Below are 19,227 nucleotides of genomic sequence, written 5' to 3' on the forward strand. Positions count from 1 at the left end.
CTTTTTGAAAAAGCATTAAACAAAACGAGCGAAATATTTCAGGTTGAAGGGTAGCAGGTCTACCTGTATTAGAATAATGAGGTTTTAATATTTCTCCAAGGATATCTAAATCTAAACAATATAGTTTAGAAATAGAAGGTTCAAGTTCTTCAATTATTTTAGGAAAAGTTTTGTAGAAAGAAGAGAGATTTGAAATAATAAATTGTTGATATTCAGCATGAGAAGTCCAAGTTTTAAGCATAAAATATTCCTCCTAAAAAATGTATTTTCAGGAGCATGACCGCAAATTTTTATACGTGTGTCAAGTATTTTATGCAAAAAAAATGGGGGAATTAATAAAAATTTTGATTAATAAAAGAGAGTAATCACAGGGGATAAAGAGTTTCCGTGAGAGCTCTGTAATGAATAAGGGGGAAAACTATGGCTTCGAATAATGGTGTTGTTCATTCAACAAACTCATCGACTCTAGCAGATGTATTGGAGATGGTATTAGATAAAGGCATAGTAATTGCAGGTGATATAAGTATTTCTCTTGCAGATGTTGAACTACTTACTATAAAAATTCGTTTGGTTGTGGCATCTGTTGAAAAGGCTATGGAGATGGGAATCGATTGGTGGAAAAAAGATCCTGCTCTTTCATCAATGGCACAAAGACAAGAAAGATTAGGAGAAGGAGAAATATTAAAAAGACTCGAAGCAATAGAAAATAAGTTAGAAGGGGCTAAAATAGAGGCTAAAATTTGAAAATAGATATAAAAATTTATAGGATAATATTGAACAAAGAAGAATAACTATAAAATAGAAAAAATTGTTTTTATAATTATAGAAGGTCATATGTAAAGATTATATCCAATCGTAGGATGGTGATATCTTGTATAATAAATATTCTAGAAAAATAGAAACCAAAACAAGAGAAAAAAATAGTTTTAAAGATACACCAATCGAACTGCTGGCAAAAGTGGTAAAAGATAAAAAAATTATCACGGATGAAATACTGTATACATTTAAGTATTGGGGGAAATTTCAAGAAATAACTTTCAAGGAAATAACAATTTTGACCAATTTCCCTATTGTTTTAAAAGATGGTAATGGGATAGAAATCAAGTTTAGAGCAGGTTTTGATATTATAAATGAAAATGAACGGAGAATAGAAAAGCATAAATATTTTGTTTATAAAAAAGAATTGCCACCAAGTGATGTCATAAAGACCAATAATGATATGGTTGGTTTTGAACATATTATTCATAATATGTCTATTAAATGTATAGATTTAGAATATCAACAAAACGAAAAAAACATGGAGATTATTTGTAAATATAACATAGAATATAGGATTGATTATATAAGTAATGAAATAATAGAATTGTAAAATCTTATTTATGTACTAGATGAATGATATGCGGCTATGGGGAAATGATACTTTGCTCATAGTTTTTTATTTTTTGTATATTTACTATTGAATTTCTAATGAATAAGACAAATAGAAAGTGTGTCCAATCTATAGTATAAGACATAGTATGTATTAGAAAAGGATAATCATTTTTAAGTAAATTTTTAAAAGAAAGAAAAAACATGGCACTAAAAAAATCAACAAATGCTTCTAGCTTAGCAGAAGTACTAGATAGAATATTGGAAAAAGGTATTGTTATTGATGCATGGGCAAGAGTATCCTTAGTAGGGATTGAACTATTATCAATTGAAGCGAGAGTAGTTATTGCAAGTGTAGAAACATGATTAACATATGAAGAGGCTGTTGGATTACTTGTATGTGACCCACTTTGTCAAGGATAAATAATATATCTGCAATATAAATAGACCTGTTAAAAGCAGGTCTATTTATATTGCAGAATTGTATATGATGAAGTGATAACTTATTTATGGTGAGTAGATGAATATACAGCTATGTTTTTGAATATATTGATTATAGGTTTGAGAAAAGCTGTTTTTGTAGTGTTAATAAGAATTTGAAAAAGATTTCCGTTCATATGAAAGGGTGAGGGATGATGACATATTTTAAGAATAACACACCCGATGTAAATGAGAAGGGACTTTATGTGTACTGTATTATGCCTAAGGATGTTGTAACGATACACGATCAAAAGGGGATAGACGGTGAAGGCAGTCTTTTTTTAGTACAGTATCGTGAACTTGTTGCTGTTGTTAGCGAAGTAAAACTTAAGGATTTTAAATTATCTATGGTAGCTAAAGAAATGGTTATGGAGTGGGCTGAAGAGAAGGTGAGGATTCATGAGAAAATAGTGGAACGTTTAATGAAAGAAAATGACCTTCTACCAACAAGTTTTGGTTCAATTGTGAGTAATAAAGAAGCGTTAATAGATCTTATGACGGATAAATACTATGAATATATAAGCGTGCTGGAAAAATTGAAGGGTAAAGAGGAGTGGACTATTAAGGCATACTTAAGCTTTGAAAAATTCAAACAGGCTCTTGAGGATAATACTCCAGAAATAAGAAAAAGAAAAGAAATACTTTCTGCCCTGTCAAAATCAGATGCATTTCTTATGAAGCGTAAAATAGATAACCTAGTTAAAGAGCAAATGGACATACGTCTTGAGAATGTTCTTCTACATATAGTAGAGGTGCTTAGAAAGGTGAGTGAGTGCGAAGCATTTTCGAATGTGGAGTTTCCAAAACATCAGAAAGATAATTCAATTATTTTGAAGGCTTCTTACCTTGTTAAAAAATCTATATTTCAAGATTTTCTTCAACAGATTAATAAGTTGACAGATGAGCTTGAATCAGAGGGGATTACCTTTGAAGTGATTGGACCATGGCCTCCTTACTCATTTGTAGAAGATTAGGAAGAAATTAATTAGACTTTAGGCAAGCTGCTTTTAACTATTTGATGAGCCAGACGTTTTAGGTTAGGGCCAAAAAAGGGGGAGATAAAAAGATGCTAGAACCAGTTCGAGATAAAAATGAAAAGTCAACCTTAGTAGATGTCATTGATAGGCTTTTAGATAAAGGGCTAGTAATTAATGCAGATATCACTGTATCTGTAGCAGGCGTAGAGCTGTTAGGGGTGAAGGTAAGGGCTGCCCTAGCCTCCTTTGCAACGGCAGCAAAGTATGGCCTTGAATTTCCTTCAGGGACCAATGTAGAAACTGCAGCATGGAAAGAAGCACAAGCTGGGATGGAAACATGTCCTCAGTGTGGTAAAGAAGTATGTAAAGAGGAGTTGCTAAATGAATGCTGTCCATGGTGTGGATGGATCAGTGCGAAAGCTGAAATGAAATTAGCAGAGAAGGCAATGGAGGAGAAACCAAGAATAGTTGCTCCTATTCCTCAGAAATAATAAAAGATTCTTTATAATCATCAACGCTAAAGTTGCAAACTAGGGAGGGTGCAGGATGGATGATCAGTCAAAACAAAATGTAAGTCTATTCCTCGATGCATTAGACGAGAAAAGTAGAAAAATATTTTGGTATTTTCGATGGCATGGACACGCTAGACTTGCTGAACTGGTTGATATTATTGGTGCTGCTAATGATATGGAGGTTTTATACAGGTTAAGGGAAGTAATCAATCCTACAGCCATAAGAATCTTTGGAAAACCTGTATTGGAATTTTGTGAATCTAAGGTGAACCCTATTAATGGAAAAAAGGTGATTTTTAATTGGTGGCTATTGGACTTTGAAGAAGGCAAACAACCCCTAACAGGAGAGGATAAAAGAATCTTGATGGATGTTTTTGATGAGGAGGATCAGATTATGATTGTCGCTGAAGTTTCTCCATCAGTCAGAGTGAAAGATATGGCAAAAGTAGAGGAAAAACACGGGATTTTAAGTATTAAACTAGAAAAACTTCCGTAAACATATTTGCAGCTCAAAAGAAATGAACATGGAAAGATAGTCATTCACTTTGGCGAATTGGCATTATAAGAAAGGTGCAACTGCTAAAATTTAGAGAAGAAGGGAGCGTGTTTATGCCACTTGATATAAATGAAGATAATTTGAAACATGGCTTATTAGGTTTGATCATGGCTTTGGTGGAAATAATTAGGGATTCTTTGAAACATCAGGCACGCAAAAGAATGAAAAGTGGGATTTTAACTAGTGCAGAGATAGAGAGATTAGGGGATGCATTAATGGAACTGGATATAGCCATTGAAGATATAAAGGAAGAGCAGGGGATTACTGAATCCGTTAAGGGTGTAAGAGATGGACTAGACGAGGTTATAGATAGCGTTGTAGATAGGCTCATTAACCCTGAGCGATGGGAAGAAGAAGTTGAATAATAAAATGTTTAGAAAAAGGTAGGGATGACTATGGAATACCTTTATTTAGCTATGTTTATACAGGAGATTGGAAGGTCGGTTAATGAAGAAAATATACGAAAGATATTTAACGCATTGGACATAGAAGTTAATGATGATAAAGTGAGACTGTTGATTCCTGCACTGTCAATCCTAGCATCTGGAAATATAAAAAATGTAAAGAGAGAAACGAAGTCATCTTCTTTACAAAAATTAACTCATTTACAGAAGCAATTTGAGGTTTTAGAAAATACTATAAAAAAGGTAGATGAGAGGGCAGAAAGGTTTGAACAGGAACAACAAACAGTCAGCTTAGATATAGAAAAGGTTAAAGAAGCGGTGGAAGTTGAAAGTAAAGAGATAGATACCATGAATAGAGTTACTTATTCGGGTGAGTCTAAACGGGCCAGATATATATATGGTGTAGCGGATAATGGGGTAAGAGATCATCTAGGGGCAATAGGTCTTGAGGGGGAAGAGGTTTACACCATTCCGTATAAAGAAATGTGTGTCATTGTACATAACTGCTCAGCTGAGCCTTATAAATCAGATAATGATGACGTGGTAAAAGAGTGGCTGTTCACACAGCAGGAAGTACTCGATGTTGTAGCTGAGAACTTTGGAGTAGTGCTTCCTATGGGCTTTGATATGATCATTGAGGAAAAAATTGGAATGGATGTTGAACAAGTAGTAAAAGATTGGCTTAAAGAGAACTATGATAATTTTAAGGAAAAGATGGCTAAGATTAGGAACAAGCAAGAATTTGGAGTTCAGGTCATTTTGGATACAGAATTATTAAGCCAAAGACTTATTGAAACAGATGAAAAGCTGATAGCAAAGAAGAAAGAGATAGATTCTAAACCACAAGGAATAGCTTACCTAGAAAGAGAGATGATGAAGGAATTGATAAAGGAAAAAATTGAAGAAAAAGCAGATGAATACTTTAGAGAATTTTATAATATGATTAAAAAATGCACAGATGACATTGTAATAGGAAAGACTAAGAAAGTTGGAGGAAATCAGCAAATGCTGATGAATCTATCTTGTTTAGTGTACAAAGATAGGGTTACTGAATTAGGCAAAGAGCTTGAGAAAATTGAAAACAAAGACGGCATATTAGTACGGTTTAGCGGTCCATGGGCACCTTTTAGTTTTGTTACTCCTGAAAGAGGGTAATAAAAATGAAGACGCCTTGCTTGAATAAAGGAGAAAAAATTATATTACAGGCTCAAGGTACCTTGGAGTATAGAGGCTCAAGGCAGTTAGGATATTTGTTTCTTACTAACAAACGGCTACTCTTTATGCAGGTCACAAAAAAAATATTTGAAACTGATCTTGATGGAATAATAGATTTAAGTATTGTGAAAAGAATTTTTTTGTTGGGGGTTAGAGTGAAGCAGTTATGTATTACATTAAATTATAGAAGAGGACAAGGACGAGTTTATATAGCTGTGAAAAATCCAGGAAAATGGAGTGAGATGATTAAAGAAAGAATGACACTTATGCTGGCGGAAAGGTGGGGTTATAATGGAGCCAAACCGGAGGCCCCAAGCAACACTGAATGACCTACTAGATAGAATTCTAGATAAAGGTATCCTGTTAAATACAGATCTGATTATATCTGTATCGGGCATTCCACTAATTGGAATAAATCTAAAACTGGCTCTAGCAGGAATGGAAACAATGTTAGAATATGGTATCATGAAGGATTGGGATGAAGCACAACGTGCTGTAGCTGCTAGAGAAATCGAAATAAAAGAACCTCAACTATGTGAAGATGAATATATCGTTTTTTCTGTGTTGGGTACTCATTGGTATAGCAAAGGGATATATGAAAGTTGGAGAGTAGGGATGATATATATTACAAATAAAAGAGTCATTATGTTTAGGAGAATGCCGGCTGAAGTTCTATTTGAAACATCCTATGAAGAAATAAAGGCTATGGCCCTCAAGGAAATGCCACATTATACTGGCGTTACGAGAAAGGAACTTAACATATTGTTAAAAGAAGACGAGGTAGCTAAGCTGCATACTAAGGATACCGTTGCGCTCAAAGAAGCGATAGAAAACATCATAGGCACAAAGGGGATTTGTCTTGAAGATAATTCGATTTTCCCAGACAAAAAAGAATTGTTGGGAGATTTTCTACAGCCGGAAGAAGAGATCACGCATGAAGGAAAGATGTGGTATCTAATGCCCCTTGTGACTAATCAGAGTACGAATTACCAATGGAAACCAGGACATTTATATCTGACGAATAAGAGACTCTGTTGGTGGTATGATTTTGAGAAAAGGATGGTTTGCGATATCCCTCCTGATAAGCTTGTACATGTTACGGTGCAAGGAGGAGGGTTTGGCAGTGTACTGGTAGGAGAAAAATCTCTGATGGTATTGTATAGAGAGGAAAGAGAAAATAAAGCAGTCTGTTTTTCTGGTGAAGAAACGTCTCTACGTGAATGGGAGAAAATTATTAGGGAATTAACAATAGAACAGAGTGTTGGAAAAAACATAGAAACATGTCCTAAATGTGGGAGAAAGGCATCTAGAGAAAGTTTAATTGAAAAAGGGTGTTCGCGGTGTGGTTGGGTGAGCTATCGGATAAAATAAATAGATGAAAGCTTGGAAGTTAGTGGTTAGAAGAGAAAAAGGGAGGAAACCTACATGGTAGATGTATATATTGACCAAGAAAACAAGATATCCCTAAGTGTATTAGAGGCTGAGTCTAAGGATGTTGGACGTGGTATAGCAAGAATGGATTCTGAAGATATGATTAGGTTGGGTGCAGATGTAGGGGATATCATTTTAATATCTGGTCAGAAGGATACGGCTGCGAAGCTTTTGCCAGTTCACAAAGAGTATCGAGGAAAATCTATAATACAGATGGATGGAATCATCAGAGAAAATGCTGGTGTCGGCATTGATGACAAAGTGATTGTTAAAAAGAGTTCATACTCTCAGGCACGTTCTGTAACACTATGTCCAATCACAGATGGTAGTGATGTCAGTGAGGAATGGGATACTGAGTATATAAGAAAGTTATTAGAAGAGTTACCCACGATGGAAGGCAATCTAGTGCGTGTCACATTATTTGGATCAAGATACATGGATTTTAGCATAACTAAGACATCTCCTGAGGGGATCGTACTTATATATCCTGGTACAATACTTGAGATTGTGAGCAGTACAGGGGGGAGAGATGGTAGATATAGGATATCATATGAGGATATTGGGGGACTCCATACTAAAATACAGCGAGTAAGAGAAATGATAGAGCTTCCCCTAAGATACCCGGAGATATTTGAAAGGCTTGGGATATTACCACCTAACGGGGTATTGCTTTATGGTCCTCCTGGGACAGGTAAAACGCTGATTGCACGGGCAGTAGCTACAGAAACGGATGCTCATTTTATAGCGGTCAATGGACCTGAAATCATTCATAAGTTCTATGGAGAGAGCGAGGCTAAATTAAGAAGTGTATTTGAAGAAGCTGCTAGTAGGGCTCCTACTATAATATTTATCGATGAAATAGACGCCATTGCTCCGAAACGTAATGAAGTATCAGGAGAGGTAGAGAAGAGAGTGGTAGGGCAACTTTTGGCACTTATGGATGGGCTGGAAAAACGTAAGCATGTGGTCGTTATAGGGGCGACTAATATTCCTAATGCATTAGACCCGGCGCTTCGAAGGCCGGGTAGGTTCGACAGAGAAATATCTATAAGCGTTCCCGATAAAGATGGAAGAGCTGAAATTTTAGAGATTCATACGAGAGGTATGCCTCTAGCAGAGGATGTTGATTTAGTAAGACTTGCTGAGAGAACACACGGATTTGTTGGAGCTGATCTAGAGGCATTATGTCGGGAAGCAGGCATGTGTGCTATTAGAGAGGTCCTGCCGGAAATAGATTATGATAAGGACTTTATACCATATGACATCTTACTTGTGTTGAAGGTTAGGATGGATCATTTTACTTGCGCCATGGGAGAGGTAGAGCCTTCAGCCATAAGAGAAGTATTTGTGGAAATTCCAAATGTAAGGTGGGACGATATAGGAGGCTTAAGTGAGATAAAAGTAGCACTGCAGAGAGCAATAGAGTGGCCGCTCAAATATAGCGCGCTTTTTAATCACGTAAAGGCTCACAATCCAAAAGGTATTCTATTAACAGGATTACCCGGTACAGGTAAGACTCTCATCGCAAAGGCAGTGGCATCTGAGAGCAACGCAAATTTCATATCAATTAAAGGCCCGGCTCTTTTTTCAAAATGGGTAGGTGAATCAGAGAAGCGAATAAGGGAAGTATTCAAGAAAGCAAAACAGGCGGCTCCTTGCATTATATTTTTCGATGAGATCGATGCTCTATCATATGAACGAGCCTCTGATGGATCTGATTCCAGTGTTGGTCAAAGGGTAGTATGTCAGCTATTGACAGAACTAGATGGTGTAGAGGAATTAAAAGGGGTTGTTGTTCTTGCCGCAACAAATAGGATAGATCTAGTAGATTCAGCCTTCTTAAGACAAGGGAGGTTTGATCAGATATTTCAAATTTTAGAACCAAACGAGCAAGAAAGATACCAAATATTCAAAATTCATCTGAAAGGAAGGCCCCTTGCTGATGGAGTGAATCTTGAGGAACTTGCTCACCACACTGATGGGCTGGTTGGTTCAGATATTTACGGAATATGCGAACAGGCTGCGATGAGAGCCATAGAGCGATTTTTAACCAGTGATGAGGATTGTCTTGAACGTTTAAAGATTGATGCAGAGGATATACATTGGGCAACAAATGAGGTGATCCGTATGAAGAAAATATCAGGGAAACAGTGATGAGGATAGAAAAGGAACTGTCTCAGAATGATTTTAAAAATCATTTTGAGGCAGTTCTTTTTTTTGAGAACTTTTCTATGGCTTCGTAAATATTTATTAGACAAAATAAAAAAGGGACCCAATTTTTAACATAAGCATAGTATATATTAAGGAAAAATAAGAGCTTCCCAATAAATATAGAAATGGAGGAATCGGCATGGCATTGAAAAAATCAACAGATGCTTCTAGTTTAGCAGAAGTACTGGATAGAATATTAGAAAAAGGTATTGTTATTGATGCATGGGCAAGAGTATCCTTGGTAGGCATTGAACTATTATCAATTGAAGCAAGGGTAGTTATTGCAAGTGTAGAAACATGGTTAACATATGCAGAAGCTGTTGGGTTACTTGTATGTGAACCAATATGTAAAAAATAGATTATATAGGCATAGAACTGTTAGATCTTAAAATATCTATTTTTATGTACCTTGCCAATATGTAATAACTATAGGATGAAAAGAAATATTTTTATTTAAAAAGCGTGTCAATTTCATTATAAAAACATAGTATATATAAGGGGTCTATCAATGATTCTATGTGAAACTAAAAAGGAGGAGTATATATGGCATTAAAAAAATCAACAGATGCTTCCAGTTTGGCAGAAGTACTAGATAGGGTATTGGAAAAAGGTATTGTTATTGATGTATGGGCAAGAGTATCCTTAGTAGGTATTGAACTATTATCAATTGAAGCAAGGGTAGTTATTGCAAGTGTAGAGACATGGTTAACATATGCAGAGGCTGTTGGATTACTTGCATGTGAACCAATATGCAAATAATAAATAGTATTTGGTAAAATAGGCCTGCTTAAGCAGGTCTATTTTCATGATTTTTTCAAAAATTGTGTCCTATTTATTAGTAAAGGCATAGTATGTATTAAGAAAATACAAATATTTTCTAATACAAATATGAAATGGAGGAGAGAATATGGCATTAAAGAAATCAACAGATGCTTCTAGTTTGGCAGAAGTACTAGATAGAGTATTGGAAAAAGGTATTGTTATTGATGCATGGGCAAGAGTGTCCTTAGTAGGGATTGAACTATTATCAATTGAAGCAAGGGTCGTTATTGCAAGTGTAGAAACATGGCTAACATATGCAGAAGCTGTTGGATTACTTGTATGTGAGCCAATATGCAGATAATAAATAGTATTTTGTAAAATAGGCCTGTTTAAGCAGGTCTATTTTTATCAGTAAATTTATTTAAAGAAATAGCTTTAAATGGACTACTTTTTGCTAAGGAATGAATCAAATGGGAAGACGTTACAAATTTTAATTCAAAATGAGGTGCTTGTTAGTGCTTAAAGTTATTATATGTGTTTTTATTACTTTAGGGATATTGTCATTAGCTTGTGGCGAAGAAACAATAAAAGGTGCAATAATACGCAAAGAAAAAGATAGTATAAGGAAAGCCAGTATTAATGCAAACACCTTGAATGTACGAGAACAGCCCAGTACAACTGCAAATGTTATTCAAAATTTAGAGAATGGTACGGAAGTAACAATAGTTGAGGAAAATTCAGAATGGTATTGTATAATGTTAAATTATAACAATAAAGGTTGGGTGCATAGAAATTATGTTGTGAATACATTGGAGAATAATACAGATGTAAATCAATCTGACGATGAAATTACACACATTACAGAGATAGTTGATTTTGCAAAGAAATATTTAGGGGTTCCGTATAAGTTGTCTGCTAATGGCCCAGACAGTTTTGACTGTTCAGGTTTCACATCATATGTATATGAAAATTTTGGGATTAAGTTGCCTAGAAGATCATCAGATCAAGGGAAAGTAGGTAAAAAAATTTCAAAAAATAACTTGAGAAAGGGAGATTTAGTGTTTTTTGATACGAAAGGAAAAAATAATGGGAAAATAAGTCATGCAGGTATATATATAGAAGATGGGGAGTTCATACACGCATCTTCAGGAAAAAAAACAAGAAAGGTAATTATATCTAATTTAAATAAAGGATATTTTAATGATAAATATGTTACAGCAAGAAGGATATTTTAAATTTTGAATGTTTGTGGGGTAATTTATACACAGTATTTGCCACAATACGAACTTTGATTTGCATTTTTCACTATGTAATCATATCTATTCATTTTTGTACAAAAATCGGTTATGTTATTGATTTTTGTGAATAAGATTTAGGAAAAAGGTATTAAGGGTTACGTATATGAACAAAGATAAGTTACAGAATAAGGAGGAACGACAATGACCAACAACTGCCTTACGCTTAGAAAAAACCTAACTTTTATTATATTTAGTGGTAAAGGGGGAGTAGGCAAGACTACTTGTGCCTGTGCTACTGCATTGCATTGTGCCAAGCGGGGGCAAAAAACTCTTTTAGCTTCCACTGACCCTGCTCATTCATTGGCAGACAGTCTGGATTTGCCGGTAGGACGAGCGATTGGGCCTGTCGATGGTGTGGATAATCTTTATGCTATAGAGGTGGATGCCCCGCGATCTTTGGAACAATTCAAACAGGACTATGGGAACATCTTGAAAGAAATTGCTAATAGAGGCACTTACTTCGATCGGGATGATATCAACGACTTTTTTTCTCTTTCTCTACCTGGTCTGGATGAACTGATGGGTATCATGACGCTGATGGATTTACTTGAGAGTAGGGAATACGACGTAATTGTATTAGATACTGCTCCTACTGGTCACACTATTCGTTTGCTAAGTCTGCCGGATCATATGAGAGAATGGCTACGGGTGTTGGATCTGATGCTAGAGAAGCGGCGTTACATGGCTTCCGTTTTTGCTGGGCGGTATGTGCCCGATTACACGGATGATTTTATTAAGCACATGGCTAGTAAAGTGTCAGCGCTTAAAAACTTGCTGACTGACCATACTCGTACCCAATTTATCCCTGTGATAATACCAGAAGCCATGAGCCTTAACGAAACTGAGAAACTCGTAAAGACGATAAAAAATCAAGGGATTCCACTGACTCAAATGATTGTTAACCGGGTTGCATCGGATCGAAAGTGCGCCTTTTGCCAGGGGAGAAGAGCAGATCAGATTAACACACTGAGAGAGATTGACTACAAGTTTAAAATGCTTAGTCGAGTACACTTGCCGTTATTGCCACATGAGGTTAGAGGTATTTCCGTTCTCACAGTCTTTGCCGAAAGGATGGTTAATCCTGACTATCGGGGAATGCTAGATGCTGCTGCAACGGTCCAAACGAGCACCGTTATGCCAATACAGGCCCGGTTGCCAGGTAAGGAGTTGATAGAAAAGAAATATGTTATTATCGGTGGAAAAGGTGGAGTAGGTAAAACATCTGTGGCTGCAGCTACAGGACTGTACCTAGCTAGTCAGGGTAAAAAAACGCTGATTTTTTCTACTGATCCAGCCCACTCCCTATCTGATAGTTTTGGTTGTTCCATCGGAAATCAGATTACCTCCTTATCGGGAAGTATTCAACTTTATGGTCTGGAAATAGATGCTCAAAGAATGTTGGACGAATTTAAACAGCAGTATGTTGAGGAGATCAACGAAGTCTTTAACGGTTTTTTGGGAGAATCGGGGGTAGATGTAGCGTTTGATCGGGAAGTAATGACAGAAATTATTTCTCTTATACCTCCCGGCCTTGATGAGGTAATGGCGCTAATAAAACTAATGGAATTGTCAGATGAGAAGGATTATGATGTTATAATACTGGATACTGCTCCCACAGGACACTTGATTCGGATGCTAGAACTACCAGAATTAGCGATGAAGTGGCTTCATACCTTCTTTAAGCTGGTGTTAAAGTACCAGAATGGGGATAGTTTGCAGAAAACAGCGGATTTAATGTTTGAGATGATTAGAGGGGTACGGAAAGTACAGTCAACCCTGGTTGATCCTGATCATACGGGTTTTATAGGAGTAACCGTCCCAGAAGCTATGATTGTTGAGGAGACAGAAAAACTATTGGAGAGCATACAGCGTTTAGGGGTCAACAGCCGTTGTCTAGTGGTTAATATGGTAACTCCACCCAACCAATGTTATTTCTGTAATAAGGTGCAGGCTCAACAGCAAAGTTACATGGCTGATTTGCGTGCTAGATTTACGAATTATCAAATGTCGGAAATCCCTTTATTCCCCCATCAGGTGAGAGGTATCGATAATCTGACGGAGTTAGCTCGCTTGTTCGGATGAAAAAACTTAAATATAAGTTAACCTTATGTGCTAGTAAATCTATGCTAAGATAAATTTACTGATTCATTTTTAGAAAAAAACATACCTCTTAAGAATTATTTTAGGTATATTATCCAAATATAAGTTCTTTGATGTGTCCTAAATTTATATCTTTATCTAGTACCCTATTGATACAATAACAGAAATTATGGGCTGGTGTTAGTATATAAGGGTGGACACAAAAAGGTTAACACTTTATTAAAGGATGGACCTATCGAGCATCCGTATTGGGTTTTCATAGCAAGAAAATCATCAGGTATGCGTATGCTCCATCTAGCACAGCCAAATCTTGGTACATCCATAGTAGCGGATGCTTATTTTATAGGGAAAGTGCTTTATCCTGATAAATTTGAAGATATAGACCCTGAGACAAAAGCAGATGAAATCTATAAATTTCTACGTGGAAAAGAAGTGCACGCGCAAATGGCCAAGGATTTTGGAGGATTTAGTAAAGTTTCAATAGAAGAGTAAAAGGAATATAATTCCACATAAGATTGTGCTATACTAGTGATAAAGTTCATTTAATGAGAGGGTGTATGGATTGAAGCTTGACAGACTGATTTCTATTCTAGTGATATTGCTTAGAAAGGAACGTGTACAGTCTAAAGTGTTGGCTGAAATGTTCGGAGTTTCAGTGAGAACAATACTTCGAGATGTAGATGCAATAAACCTTGCAGGAATACCTATTGTAACATATCAGGGGATGAACGGCGGAATTGGAATTGTCGAAGGGTATCGTTTAGATCGGAGCGTACTTACTGGCGATGAGATGGCTACAATTATCACAACATTAAAAGGGATGGCTGAAACCATGCCTGATAACAGACATGAGGTTTTAGTGGAAAAGTTTAAAAACATATTACCTCCTGCACAGCTTGAGATACTAAATTCAAAACTAAATCAACTTATAATTGATCCGTCTCCATGGGGAGAAAATAAGCATTTCAAACAAAAAATAGCAATGATACGTAAAGGCATAGAAAGCTTCAAGGAACTTGAATTTGCATATACAGATTCTATAGGACAAAAGACAACTCGGAGGGTTGAACCCTATTCCCGGGTTTTAAAGGGACAACAATGGTACCTGTATGCTTGGTGCCTTTTTAGAAAAGATTTCAGGCTTTTTAAGCTTTCGAGAATGGAAAAATTGATCGTTTCGGATACAACCTATAAACCTAGAGAAATATCTGTAGAAGAGCTTCCGTGGAAAAGCAAATGGAAAGAATCAGAAAATAGAATTTCTCTTGAGTTAGTTTTTGAAAAGGAGCTAGAAAGCATTGTTGAGGAATGGTTCAGAGAGGATGTAGTAAAGGATGAAGATGGAAGGATTCTGGTGAAGGCATCATTTCCAGAAAATAACTGGCTGTACGGCTTCCTTTTAAGCTTTGGAACGGGAGTGGAGGTTGTAAACCCATCCCATATCCGAAAAATTTTAGCGGAAAAATCTATGCAAATCTATAGAAAATATTCTATAGAAACATGACATACAGGTGTCTTGTTTGGAATGATATAATCAAGAAAAAACTAAAGGAGGAAAAATTATGGATTATAAATTTGAATTGACAGATCAATCTGTGCAACCTGTTCTTTCTATCCGTACAAGAACTGCAGTGGGGAATTTGCCAAATGAGTGTGGTAAAGCGTATGGTGCGATTATGCAGTATCTGAATGAAATGGGTGAAAAACCAGCAGATGTACCTTTTATAGCATATTATAACATGGATATGGAGGATCTTGATATAGAGCTTGGATTTCCTATATCAAAACCGCTTGCTGGAAAAGGTGAAATCAAATTAAGTGAAATCCCTGCAGGGAAACAAGTAGCGTGTATGTATAAGGGACCCTATAAGGAGATGGAACCAGTGTATAATGCCATGATGCAGTGGATCAGTGAAAATGGCTATTCACCAACGGGAGTAGCTTACGAATTTTATTACAATTCCCCTATGGATGTACCAGAAACCGAACTGTTAACAAAGGTTGTATTTCCCATAAAATAATAGAAAAATGTTAAACCCACCAGTTAAACTTAAAACTGGTGGGTTTGTTATTGGCTTTTTTATTTTAATAATCAATCTTATTGTGTATAGATTCATATTTCGAAAAATTTTTGAGAGAAAAATAAGATGGAATGCGTAGTAATATATGAAAGGGGGTGAATGTTTTGGAATATTCACAAAGTGCACTTGTGGAAGGAATAAAAAATAAAGACGTACTTGCTTATGAACATATGATTGGCCAATATACAAAAATAATTTATTGTCTAGCTTATAATATTTTATCTGGGTATCTTAATAAGGAAGATATGGAGGAATGTGTATCGGATGTTTTTCTAGATGCATGGATGAAAATTAATGAGTTTGACCAAGAAAAAGGAAATTTTAGGACATGGCTTTTGATTTTAACAAAATATAAAGCACTTACATATAAACGCAAAAAAAAGGGAAGCAATGTGGTTGATATTGAAAAGTTTGAAATAAAAGATAACTATAATCTAGAGAAACAATTTTTTTTAAGACAAGATCAAGAAAAGGTGATAAAAATAATCAACGCATTCAACAAAATAGATAAAGAAATATTTTTTAGAAGATATTTCTTTGATGAAAAAATAAATGATTTAGCACAGGCGTTCAATTTATCGAGATCCGCTATAGATAATAGGCTTTTAAGAGGAAGAATGATTATAAAGGAGGGATTAGATTATGAATGAAGATAAATTAATTGAACTGCTAAGTAATTTTGATGATGATTTGGTTGAAAAAGAAATTGATAAATTATTAGAAGGGGTTGAAATAGACATGGATTCTATAAACAAAAAAGCGAATAAAAAGTTAAACGATCATAATGAAAAAGGTAAGGGGAGAAAAAGATTTCCATATGTGGCGGCCGCTTGTGTATGCTTGCTGTGTATCACTACGGCATATGCGGATGATATTTCAGGTGTTATAAAGTCATTCTTTAACAAAACCCCTGTATATTCCACTATTGTGGATGGGGATGCCTATTATTTAAAAGAAAGCTATCCTTTAAATAAAGATATTCAAATCAAAAATGCAATGGTCTCAGAAGGAAAGTTAGAAATGGAAGTCACTACAAGTTTAAATTTAAAGCTAGAGGATATAAAGATTACACCTAAAAATGACCCAAATAAAGTGTATTGTGTAGGGGGTTACTCGGGGGAGGAAAATGAGTATTTTTTAAGCTTTATGAATAAAACAGAAAAGAATTATAATATTAAACCTTTTAAAGACTTTAACATATATATTGCAGGAGATACTTATGATGTTTCATTAGAAGAAGCTAAAAGCTTAGATGTAGAAGATAAAATTTATACGGGTGATGCTACAGAAAACAATATAGAGGGTGTAAATATGGGCGCCCAAAAGCTCTATAAAAATGGGAAAGTAAACATTCAATTGATTGCGGCATTTGACGATAAAGATTTAAAATTAACTAGTCTTGGAAAACCAACTGAAACAAAAGTAGTATCTACAACAGAAAACCGAGGGAAAGAGGGGATCATGGGGTCTTCTACAAGCAGCAAAGCAGAGGATCTTTATGTATTTGACGAGTCAAATGATGAATATAAGCTTGAAATTCCAAAAGATGCAAAGGGTCGTCCTGTAACAACATTTGAAACAAATGCACCGAAAGACAAAAACTTAACTTTAAAATTGCCTGCAATCATTGCTGGCTATGAAAAAACAATGGATTCATTTGAACTAAATATTCCTAAGGAGGGGGAAGTAACTTTAAATAAAGAGATTGATTTTAATATCCAAAAGGCTGTTGTTAAAAATATTAAAAGAGTATCCCCGACATCTGCTCAGGTAGAATTGGAATTAAATACGGATGGGGATGAAAATATAAATATAAGATCTTTTGATTTTTATAGCGCTGATATGGGAAAAATAGTTGCTGAATTTGATGGTGACAAAGGAATCGTGAATTTAGAATTCGATAAAAATATTGATACGACCAATATTGAAATATCTTATCCTGATTTTGTAATGAATGGCAATTGGATTATTGATATGAAATAGAAATATAACAAAAACGTGAGTTTCGTAGGAAACTTGATAAAAAATTTAGCCTCATTTTCCTTATGTTTCAAGGAAGATGAGGCTTTTGTCTTGTTATAGGTTTTACAGCTGGATATGACCGCTTTTTATTTTTCTATGAATTGTGGACTGGTTTATTCCTAGTGCTTCTGATGCTCTGTTGATAGAACCATATTTACGGATCGCTTTTGGGATCATCATTTGGTCTACCACACGGTATACTGTATTTAGATTTGTGTAACCGCTAATTATTACGGATGGTTGAGTATCTGCTGGAGATGTATTAATCGTATCGAGATTAATAAGAATATTAAATTCATCCTCTCTAACGACATCTTTTGTAGAAAGAACTACAAATCGTTCTATCATATTTTTTAGTTCTCGGATATTCCCTGGCCAATTATAATCATGAAGGAGATTCATGGCAGTGGAAGAAATTTTTAATTTCCGATTATACTTTTTGTTATAAAATTCAAGGAAATATTCAATTAATGGTAAAATATCTTCTGTTCTGCTTCTAAGCGGAGGTATTTTTATAGGGATGACGCTGAGTCGGTAATATAAATCTTGTCTGAATTTTTTTCGAGTATGTAATTCGGCATCTGGAACGTTTGTAGCACTGATATACCTAATATCTACATGAATTGGCGTATTTCCACCGATTCTTGTAATAGTATTTTCTTGTATTACACGCAGAAGTTTTGTTTGCATGTGCATAGGTAACTCACCAATTTCATCTAAAAATACGGTGCCTCCGTTTGCTTCCTCTAGCAGACCTTTTCTGCCACCTTTTTTTGCACCAGTAAATGCACCTTCCTCATAGCCAAAGAATTCAGATTCCAGAAGTTCGGTAGGAATTGCACCACAGTTAATGGAAACAAAAGGCTTATCTCTTCTTTGGCTGTAGCGATAAATTGTTTTTGCAATAATTTCTTTTCCTACACCCGATTCACCGTTAATAAAAATATAAGAATCAGAAGACGCAGCGCGGATAACCATTTGTTTAATATTTTCCATAATTATACTTTTACTGATGTATTCTATAGCTTCCGGTTGTTGCGTATCAAATTTCATTTGGCTTGCTAGCTTTATGAGGCGAGTAATATCTCTGCCTGTTAAAACACCGCCCTTTAAATTTCCGTTAGAATGGAAAGAGGGTGAAGCAGTATAGGCAATACCCTTACCGTTTGGATAGATTACATTTCTATGCAGCTTTTTCTTAGACTTCAACATATCGATTAATATTGGATTATGCACAAGTCCTTTTTTTGAAATTTCATAGATACTGTTTCCGATTGCTTCGGAACGCTTAAAGGGAAGGATATCATCACAAATTGGATTCATTTTCTCAATTACGCCATATTCATTAAAGATAACAACAACATCATCGATATGCTCAATTACATTATCAATAGTTTTGCTATCTAAAATAGATTTATCAAAGAGATAAAGTATGTTTGTTTCATTACTATTATTTTTGATGCAATAAATATTTACACGAGAGTTTAAATCCTTGAATTTAATGGTACGGATTAAAGGTTCATTTTTTATTATTTCCTGAAAATTAAAATCAGCATCAAGGTCTTGAATATTTTGGGGTTTTTTGACATTGATATATTCGAAGACATTATCCATTATAACGTTTGTGTGTAATATTTTTCCTGAATTATTGCAGACAATTACAGGATTGTATAGCTTATCTAAGAAATCATTATGAATACGATTCATTTAACAACCAGCCTTTCTTAAATAGTTATAGATAACATATAAAAAATGTTACTTTTATAACAAATAATAACATAATTCTCCATAAATAGATATAGCTTTCAAA

General features: G+C 35.2%; 23 protein-coding genes. 21 read left to right on the forward strand and 2 right to left on the reverse strand.

Going from position 1 to position 19,227, the window contains the following annotated elements; translation table 11 throughout:
- The coding region (locus EV214_RS06190; RefSeq protein ID WP_330571270.1) for a hypothetical protein at positions 1–241 on the reverse strand (241 nt) is incomplete at its 3' end.
- Between the two features lie 179 nt (positions 242–420).
- Between EV214_RS06190 and EV214_RS06195 the strand changes: the two genes are divergently transcribed.
- The 21 genes from EV214_RS06195 (at position 421) to EV214_RS06295 (ending at position 17,378) form a co-directional block, all read left to right on the forward strand.
- A complete protein-coding gene (locus tag EV214_RS06195; protein ID WP_132243820.1) occupies positions 421–744 on the forward strand; it encodes a gas vesicle protein in 324 nt (107 codons plus the stop codon).
- A 127-nt stretch (positions 745–871) separates the two neighbouring features.
- Positions 872–1,369: a hypothetical protein gene (locus EV214_RS06200; protein WP_132243822.1), complete on the forward strand. Its 498-nt coding sequence runs from the start codon at positions 872–874 to the stop codon at positions 1,367–1,369.
- 203 nt (positions 1,370–1,572) lie between these two features.
- Positions 1,573–1,734, forward strand: a complete 162-nt coding sequence (gene gvpJ / locus EV214_RS06205) for a gas vesicle protein GvpJ (RefSeq protein WP_132243824.1) — start codon at positions 1,573–1,575, stop codon at positions 1,732–1,734.
- 269 nt (positions 1,735–2,003) lie between these two features.
- The gene (locus tag EV214_RS06210; protein ID WP_165916267.1) at positions 2,004–2,822 is read left to right on the forward strand and encodes a GvpL/GvpF family gas vesicle protein; all 819 of its coding nucleotides are present in this window, start codon (positions 2,004–2,006) and stop codon (positions 2,820–2,822) included.
- Positions 2,823–2,914: 92 nt separating this feature from the next.
- On the forward strand, positions 2,915–3,316 hold the full coding sequence (locus EV214_RS06215; protein ID WP_132243828.1) for a gas vesicle protein: 402 nt from the start codon (positions 2,915–2,917) through the stop codon (positions 3,314–3,316).
- Positions 3,317–3,371: 55 nt separating this feature from the next.
- Positions 3,372–3,833: a hypothetical protein gene (locus tag EV214_RS06220; RefSeq protein ID WP_132243830.1), complete on the forward strand. Its 462-nt coding sequence runs from the start codon at positions 3,372–3,374 to the stop codon at positions 3,831–3,833.
- 113 nt (positions 3,834–3,946) lie between these two features.
- On the forward strand, positions 3,947–4,258 hold the full coding sequence (locus EV214_RS06225; protein WP_132243832.1) for a gas vesicle protein K: 312 nt from the start codon (positions 3,947–3,949) through the stop codon (positions 4,256–4,258).
- Between the two features lie 30 nt (positions 4,259–4,288).
- Positions 4,289–5,452, forward strand: a complete 1,164-nt coding sequence (locus EV214_RS06230) for a GvpL/GvpF family gas vesicle protein (RefSeq protein WP_165916268.1) — start codon at positions 4,289–4,291, stop codon at positions 5,450–5,452.
- A 5-nt stretch (positions 5,453–5,457) separates the two neighbouring features.
- On the forward strand, positions 5,458–5,841 hold the full coding sequence (locus EV214_RS06235) for a hypothetical protein (protein ID WP_165916269.1): 384 nt from the start codon (positions 5,458–5,460) through the stop codon (positions 5,839–5,841).
- Positions 5,804–6,883: a gas vesicle protein gene (locus tag EV214_RS06240; protein WP_132243838.1), complete on the forward strand. Its 1,080-nt coding sequence runs from the start codon at positions 5,804–5,806 to the stop codon at positions 6,881–6,883. The genes EV214_RS06235 and EV214_RS06240 overlap by 38 nt, the downstream gene beginning before the upstream one ends.
- A gap of 54 nt (positions 6,884–6,937) precedes the next feature.
- Positions 6,938–9,097 carry a CDC48 family AAA ATPase gene (locus tag EV214_RS06245; protein ID WP_132243840.1) on the forward strand — a complete coding sequence of 720 codons (2,160 nt, stop codon included), beginning with the start codon at positions 6,938–6,940 and terminating at the stop codon, positions 9,095–9,097.
- Between the two features lie 196 nt (positions 9,098–9,293).
- Positions 9,294–9,512 (forward strand): gas vesicle structural protein GvpA, encoded by a 219-nt coding sequence (gvpA, locus tag EV214_RS06250; RefSeq protein WP_132243842.1) that lies wholly within the window; start codon positions 9,294–9,296, stop codon positions 9,510–9,512.
- A 185-nt stretch (positions 9,513–9,697) separates the two neighbouring features.
- The gene (gvpA, locus tag EV214_RS06255; RefSeq protein ID WP_132243844.1) at positions 9,698–9,913 is read left to right on the forward strand and encodes a gas vesicle structural protein GvpA; all 216 of its coding nucleotides are present in this window, start codon (positions 9,698–9,700) and stop codon (positions 9,911–9,913) included.
- Positions 9,914–10,061: 148 nt separating this feature from the next.
- Positions 10,062–10,277: a gas vesicle structural protein GvpA gene (gene gvpA, locus EV214_RS06260; protein WP_132243846.1), complete on the forward strand. Its 216-nt coding sequence runs from the start codon at positions 10,062–10,064 to the stop codon at positions 10,275–10,277.
- Positions 10,278–10,431: 154 nt separating this feature from the next.
- The gene (locus EV214_RS06265; protein ID WP_165916270.1) at positions 10,432–11,151 is read left to right on the forward strand and encodes a C40 family peptidase; all 720 of its coding nucleotides are present in this window, start codon (positions 10,432–10,434) and stop codon (positions 11,149–11,151) included.
- 204 nt (positions 11,152–11,355) lie between these two features.
- Positions 11,356–13,296 carry an ArsA family ATPase gene (locus tag EV214_RS06270; RefSeq protein WP_132243850.1) on the forward strand — a complete coding sequence of 647 codons (1,941 nt, stop codon included), beginning with the start codon at positions 11,356–11,358 and terminating at the stop codon, positions 13,294–13,296.
- 195 nt (positions 13,297–13,491) lie between these two features.
- Positions 13,492–13,806 carry a hypothetical protein gene (locus EV214_RS06275; RefSeq protein ID WP_132243852.1) on the forward strand — a complete coding sequence of 105 codons (315 nt, stop codon included), beginning with the start codon at positions 13,492–13,494 and terminating at the stop codon, positions 13,804–13,806.
- 70 nt (positions 13,807–13,876) lie between these two features.
- Positions 13,877–14,818 (forward strand): helix-turn-helix transcriptional regulator, encoded by a 942-nt coding sequence (locus EV214_RS06280; RefSeq protein WP_132243854.1) that lies wholly within the window; start codon positions 13,877–13,879, stop codon positions 14,816–14,818.
- Between the two features lie 58 nt (positions 14,819–14,876).
- Entirely contained in the window at positions 14,877–15,335 is a 459-nt protein-coding gene (locus EV214_RS06285) for a GyrI-like domain-containing protein (RefSeq protein ID WP_132243856.1), read from the forward strand.
- 164 nt (positions 15,336–15,499) lie between these two features.
- Entirely contained in the window at positions 15,500–16,045 is a 546-nt protein-coding gene (locus EV214_RS06290; RefSeq protein ID WP_132243858.1) for a sigma-70 family RNA polymerase sigma factor, read from the forward strand.
- A complete protein-coding gene (locus tag EV214_RS06295; protein ID WP_132243860.1) occupies positions 16,038–17,378 on the forward strand; it encodes a hypothetical protein in 1,341 nt (446 codons plus the stop codon). The genes EV214_RS06290 and EV214_RS06295 overlap by 8 nt, the downstream gene beginning before the upstream one ends.
- 102 nt (positions 17,379–17,480) lie before the next feature.
- On the opposite strand, the gene EV214_RS06300 is transcribed toward EV214_RS06295, so the two are convergent.
- Complete coding sequence (locus EV214_RS06300; protein ID WP_132243862.1) at positions 17,481–19,124, reverse strand: sigma-54 interaction domain-containing protein; 1,644 nt, start codon at positions 19,122–19,124, stop codon at positions 17,481–17,483.
- Positions 19,125–19,227: the final 103 nt, after the last annotated feature.

The organism is Marinisporobacter balticus (genome assembly GCF_004345705.1).
Lineage (GTDB): Bacteria > Bacillota > Clostridia > Peptostreptococcales > Thermotaleaceae > Marinisporobacter > Marinisporobacter balticus.

Bases quoted from the DNA above. Each gene is read 5' to 3' on its own strand.
- EV214_RS06195 (WP_132243820.1), top strand. From the start codon at position 421: ATGGCTTCGAATAATGGTGTTGTTCATTCAACAAACTCATCGACTCTA.
- gvpJ (WP_132243824.1), top strand. From the start codon at position 1,573: ATGGCACTAAAAAAATCAACAAATGCTTCTAGCTTAGCAGAAGTACTA.
- EV214_RS06210 (WP_165916267.1), top strand. From the start codon at position 2,004: ATGACATATTTTAAGAATAACACACCCGATGTAAATGAGAAGGGACTT.
- EV214_RS06215 (WP_132243828.1), top strand. From the start codon at position 2,915: ATGCTAGAACCAGTTCGAGATAAAAATGAAAAGTCAACCTTAGTAGAT.
- EV214_RS06220 (WP_132243830.1), top strand. From the start codon at position 3,372: ATGGATGATCAGTCAAAACAAAATGTAAGTCTATTCCTCGATGCATTA.
- EV214_RS06225 (WP_132243832.1), top strand. From the start codon at position 3,947: ATGCCACTTGATATAAATGAAGATAATTTGAAACATGGCTTATTAGGT.
- EV214_RS06230 (WP_165916268.1), top strand. From the start codon at position 4,289: ATGGAATACCTTTATTTAGCTATGTTTATACAGGAGATTGGAAGGTCG.
- EV214_RS06235 (WP_165916269.1), top strand. From the start codon at position 5,458: ATGAAGACGCCTTGCTTGAATAAAGGAGAAAAAATTATATTACAGGCT.
- EV214_RS06240 (WP_132243838.1), top strand. From the start codon at position 5,804: ATGGAGCCAAACCGGAGGCCCCAAGCAACACTGAATGACCTACTAGAT.
- EV214_RS06245 (WP_132243840.1), top strand. From the start codon at position 6,938: ATGGTAGATGTATATATTGACCAAGAAAACAAGATATCCCTAAGTGTA.
- gvpA (WP_132243842.1), top strand. From the start codon at position 9,294: ATGGCATTGAAAAAATCAACAGATGCTTCTAGTTTAGCAGAAGTACTG.
- gvpA (WP_132243844.1), top strand. From the start codon at position 9,698: ATGGCATTAAAAAAATCAACAGATGCTTCCAGTTTGGCAGAAGTACTA.
- gvpA (WP_132243846.1), top strand. From the start codon at position 10,062: ATGGCATTAAAGAAATCAACAGATGCTTCTAGTTTGGCAGAAGTACTA.
- EV214_RS06270 (WP_132243850.1), top strand. From the start codon at position 11,356: ATGACCAACAACTGCCTTACGCTTAGAAAAAACCTAACTTTTATTATA.
- EV214_RS06285 (WP_132243856.1), top strand. From the start codon at position 14,877: ATGGATTATAAATTTGAATTGACAGATCAATCTGTGCAACCTGTTCTT.
- EV214_RS06295 (WP_132243860.1), top strand. From the start codon at position 16,038: ATGAATGAAGATAAATTAATTGAACTGCTAAGTAATTTTGATGATGAT.
- EV214_RS06300 (WP_132243862.1), bottom strand. From the start codon at position 19,124: ATGAATCGTATTCATAATGATTTCTTAGATAAGCTATACAATCCTGTA.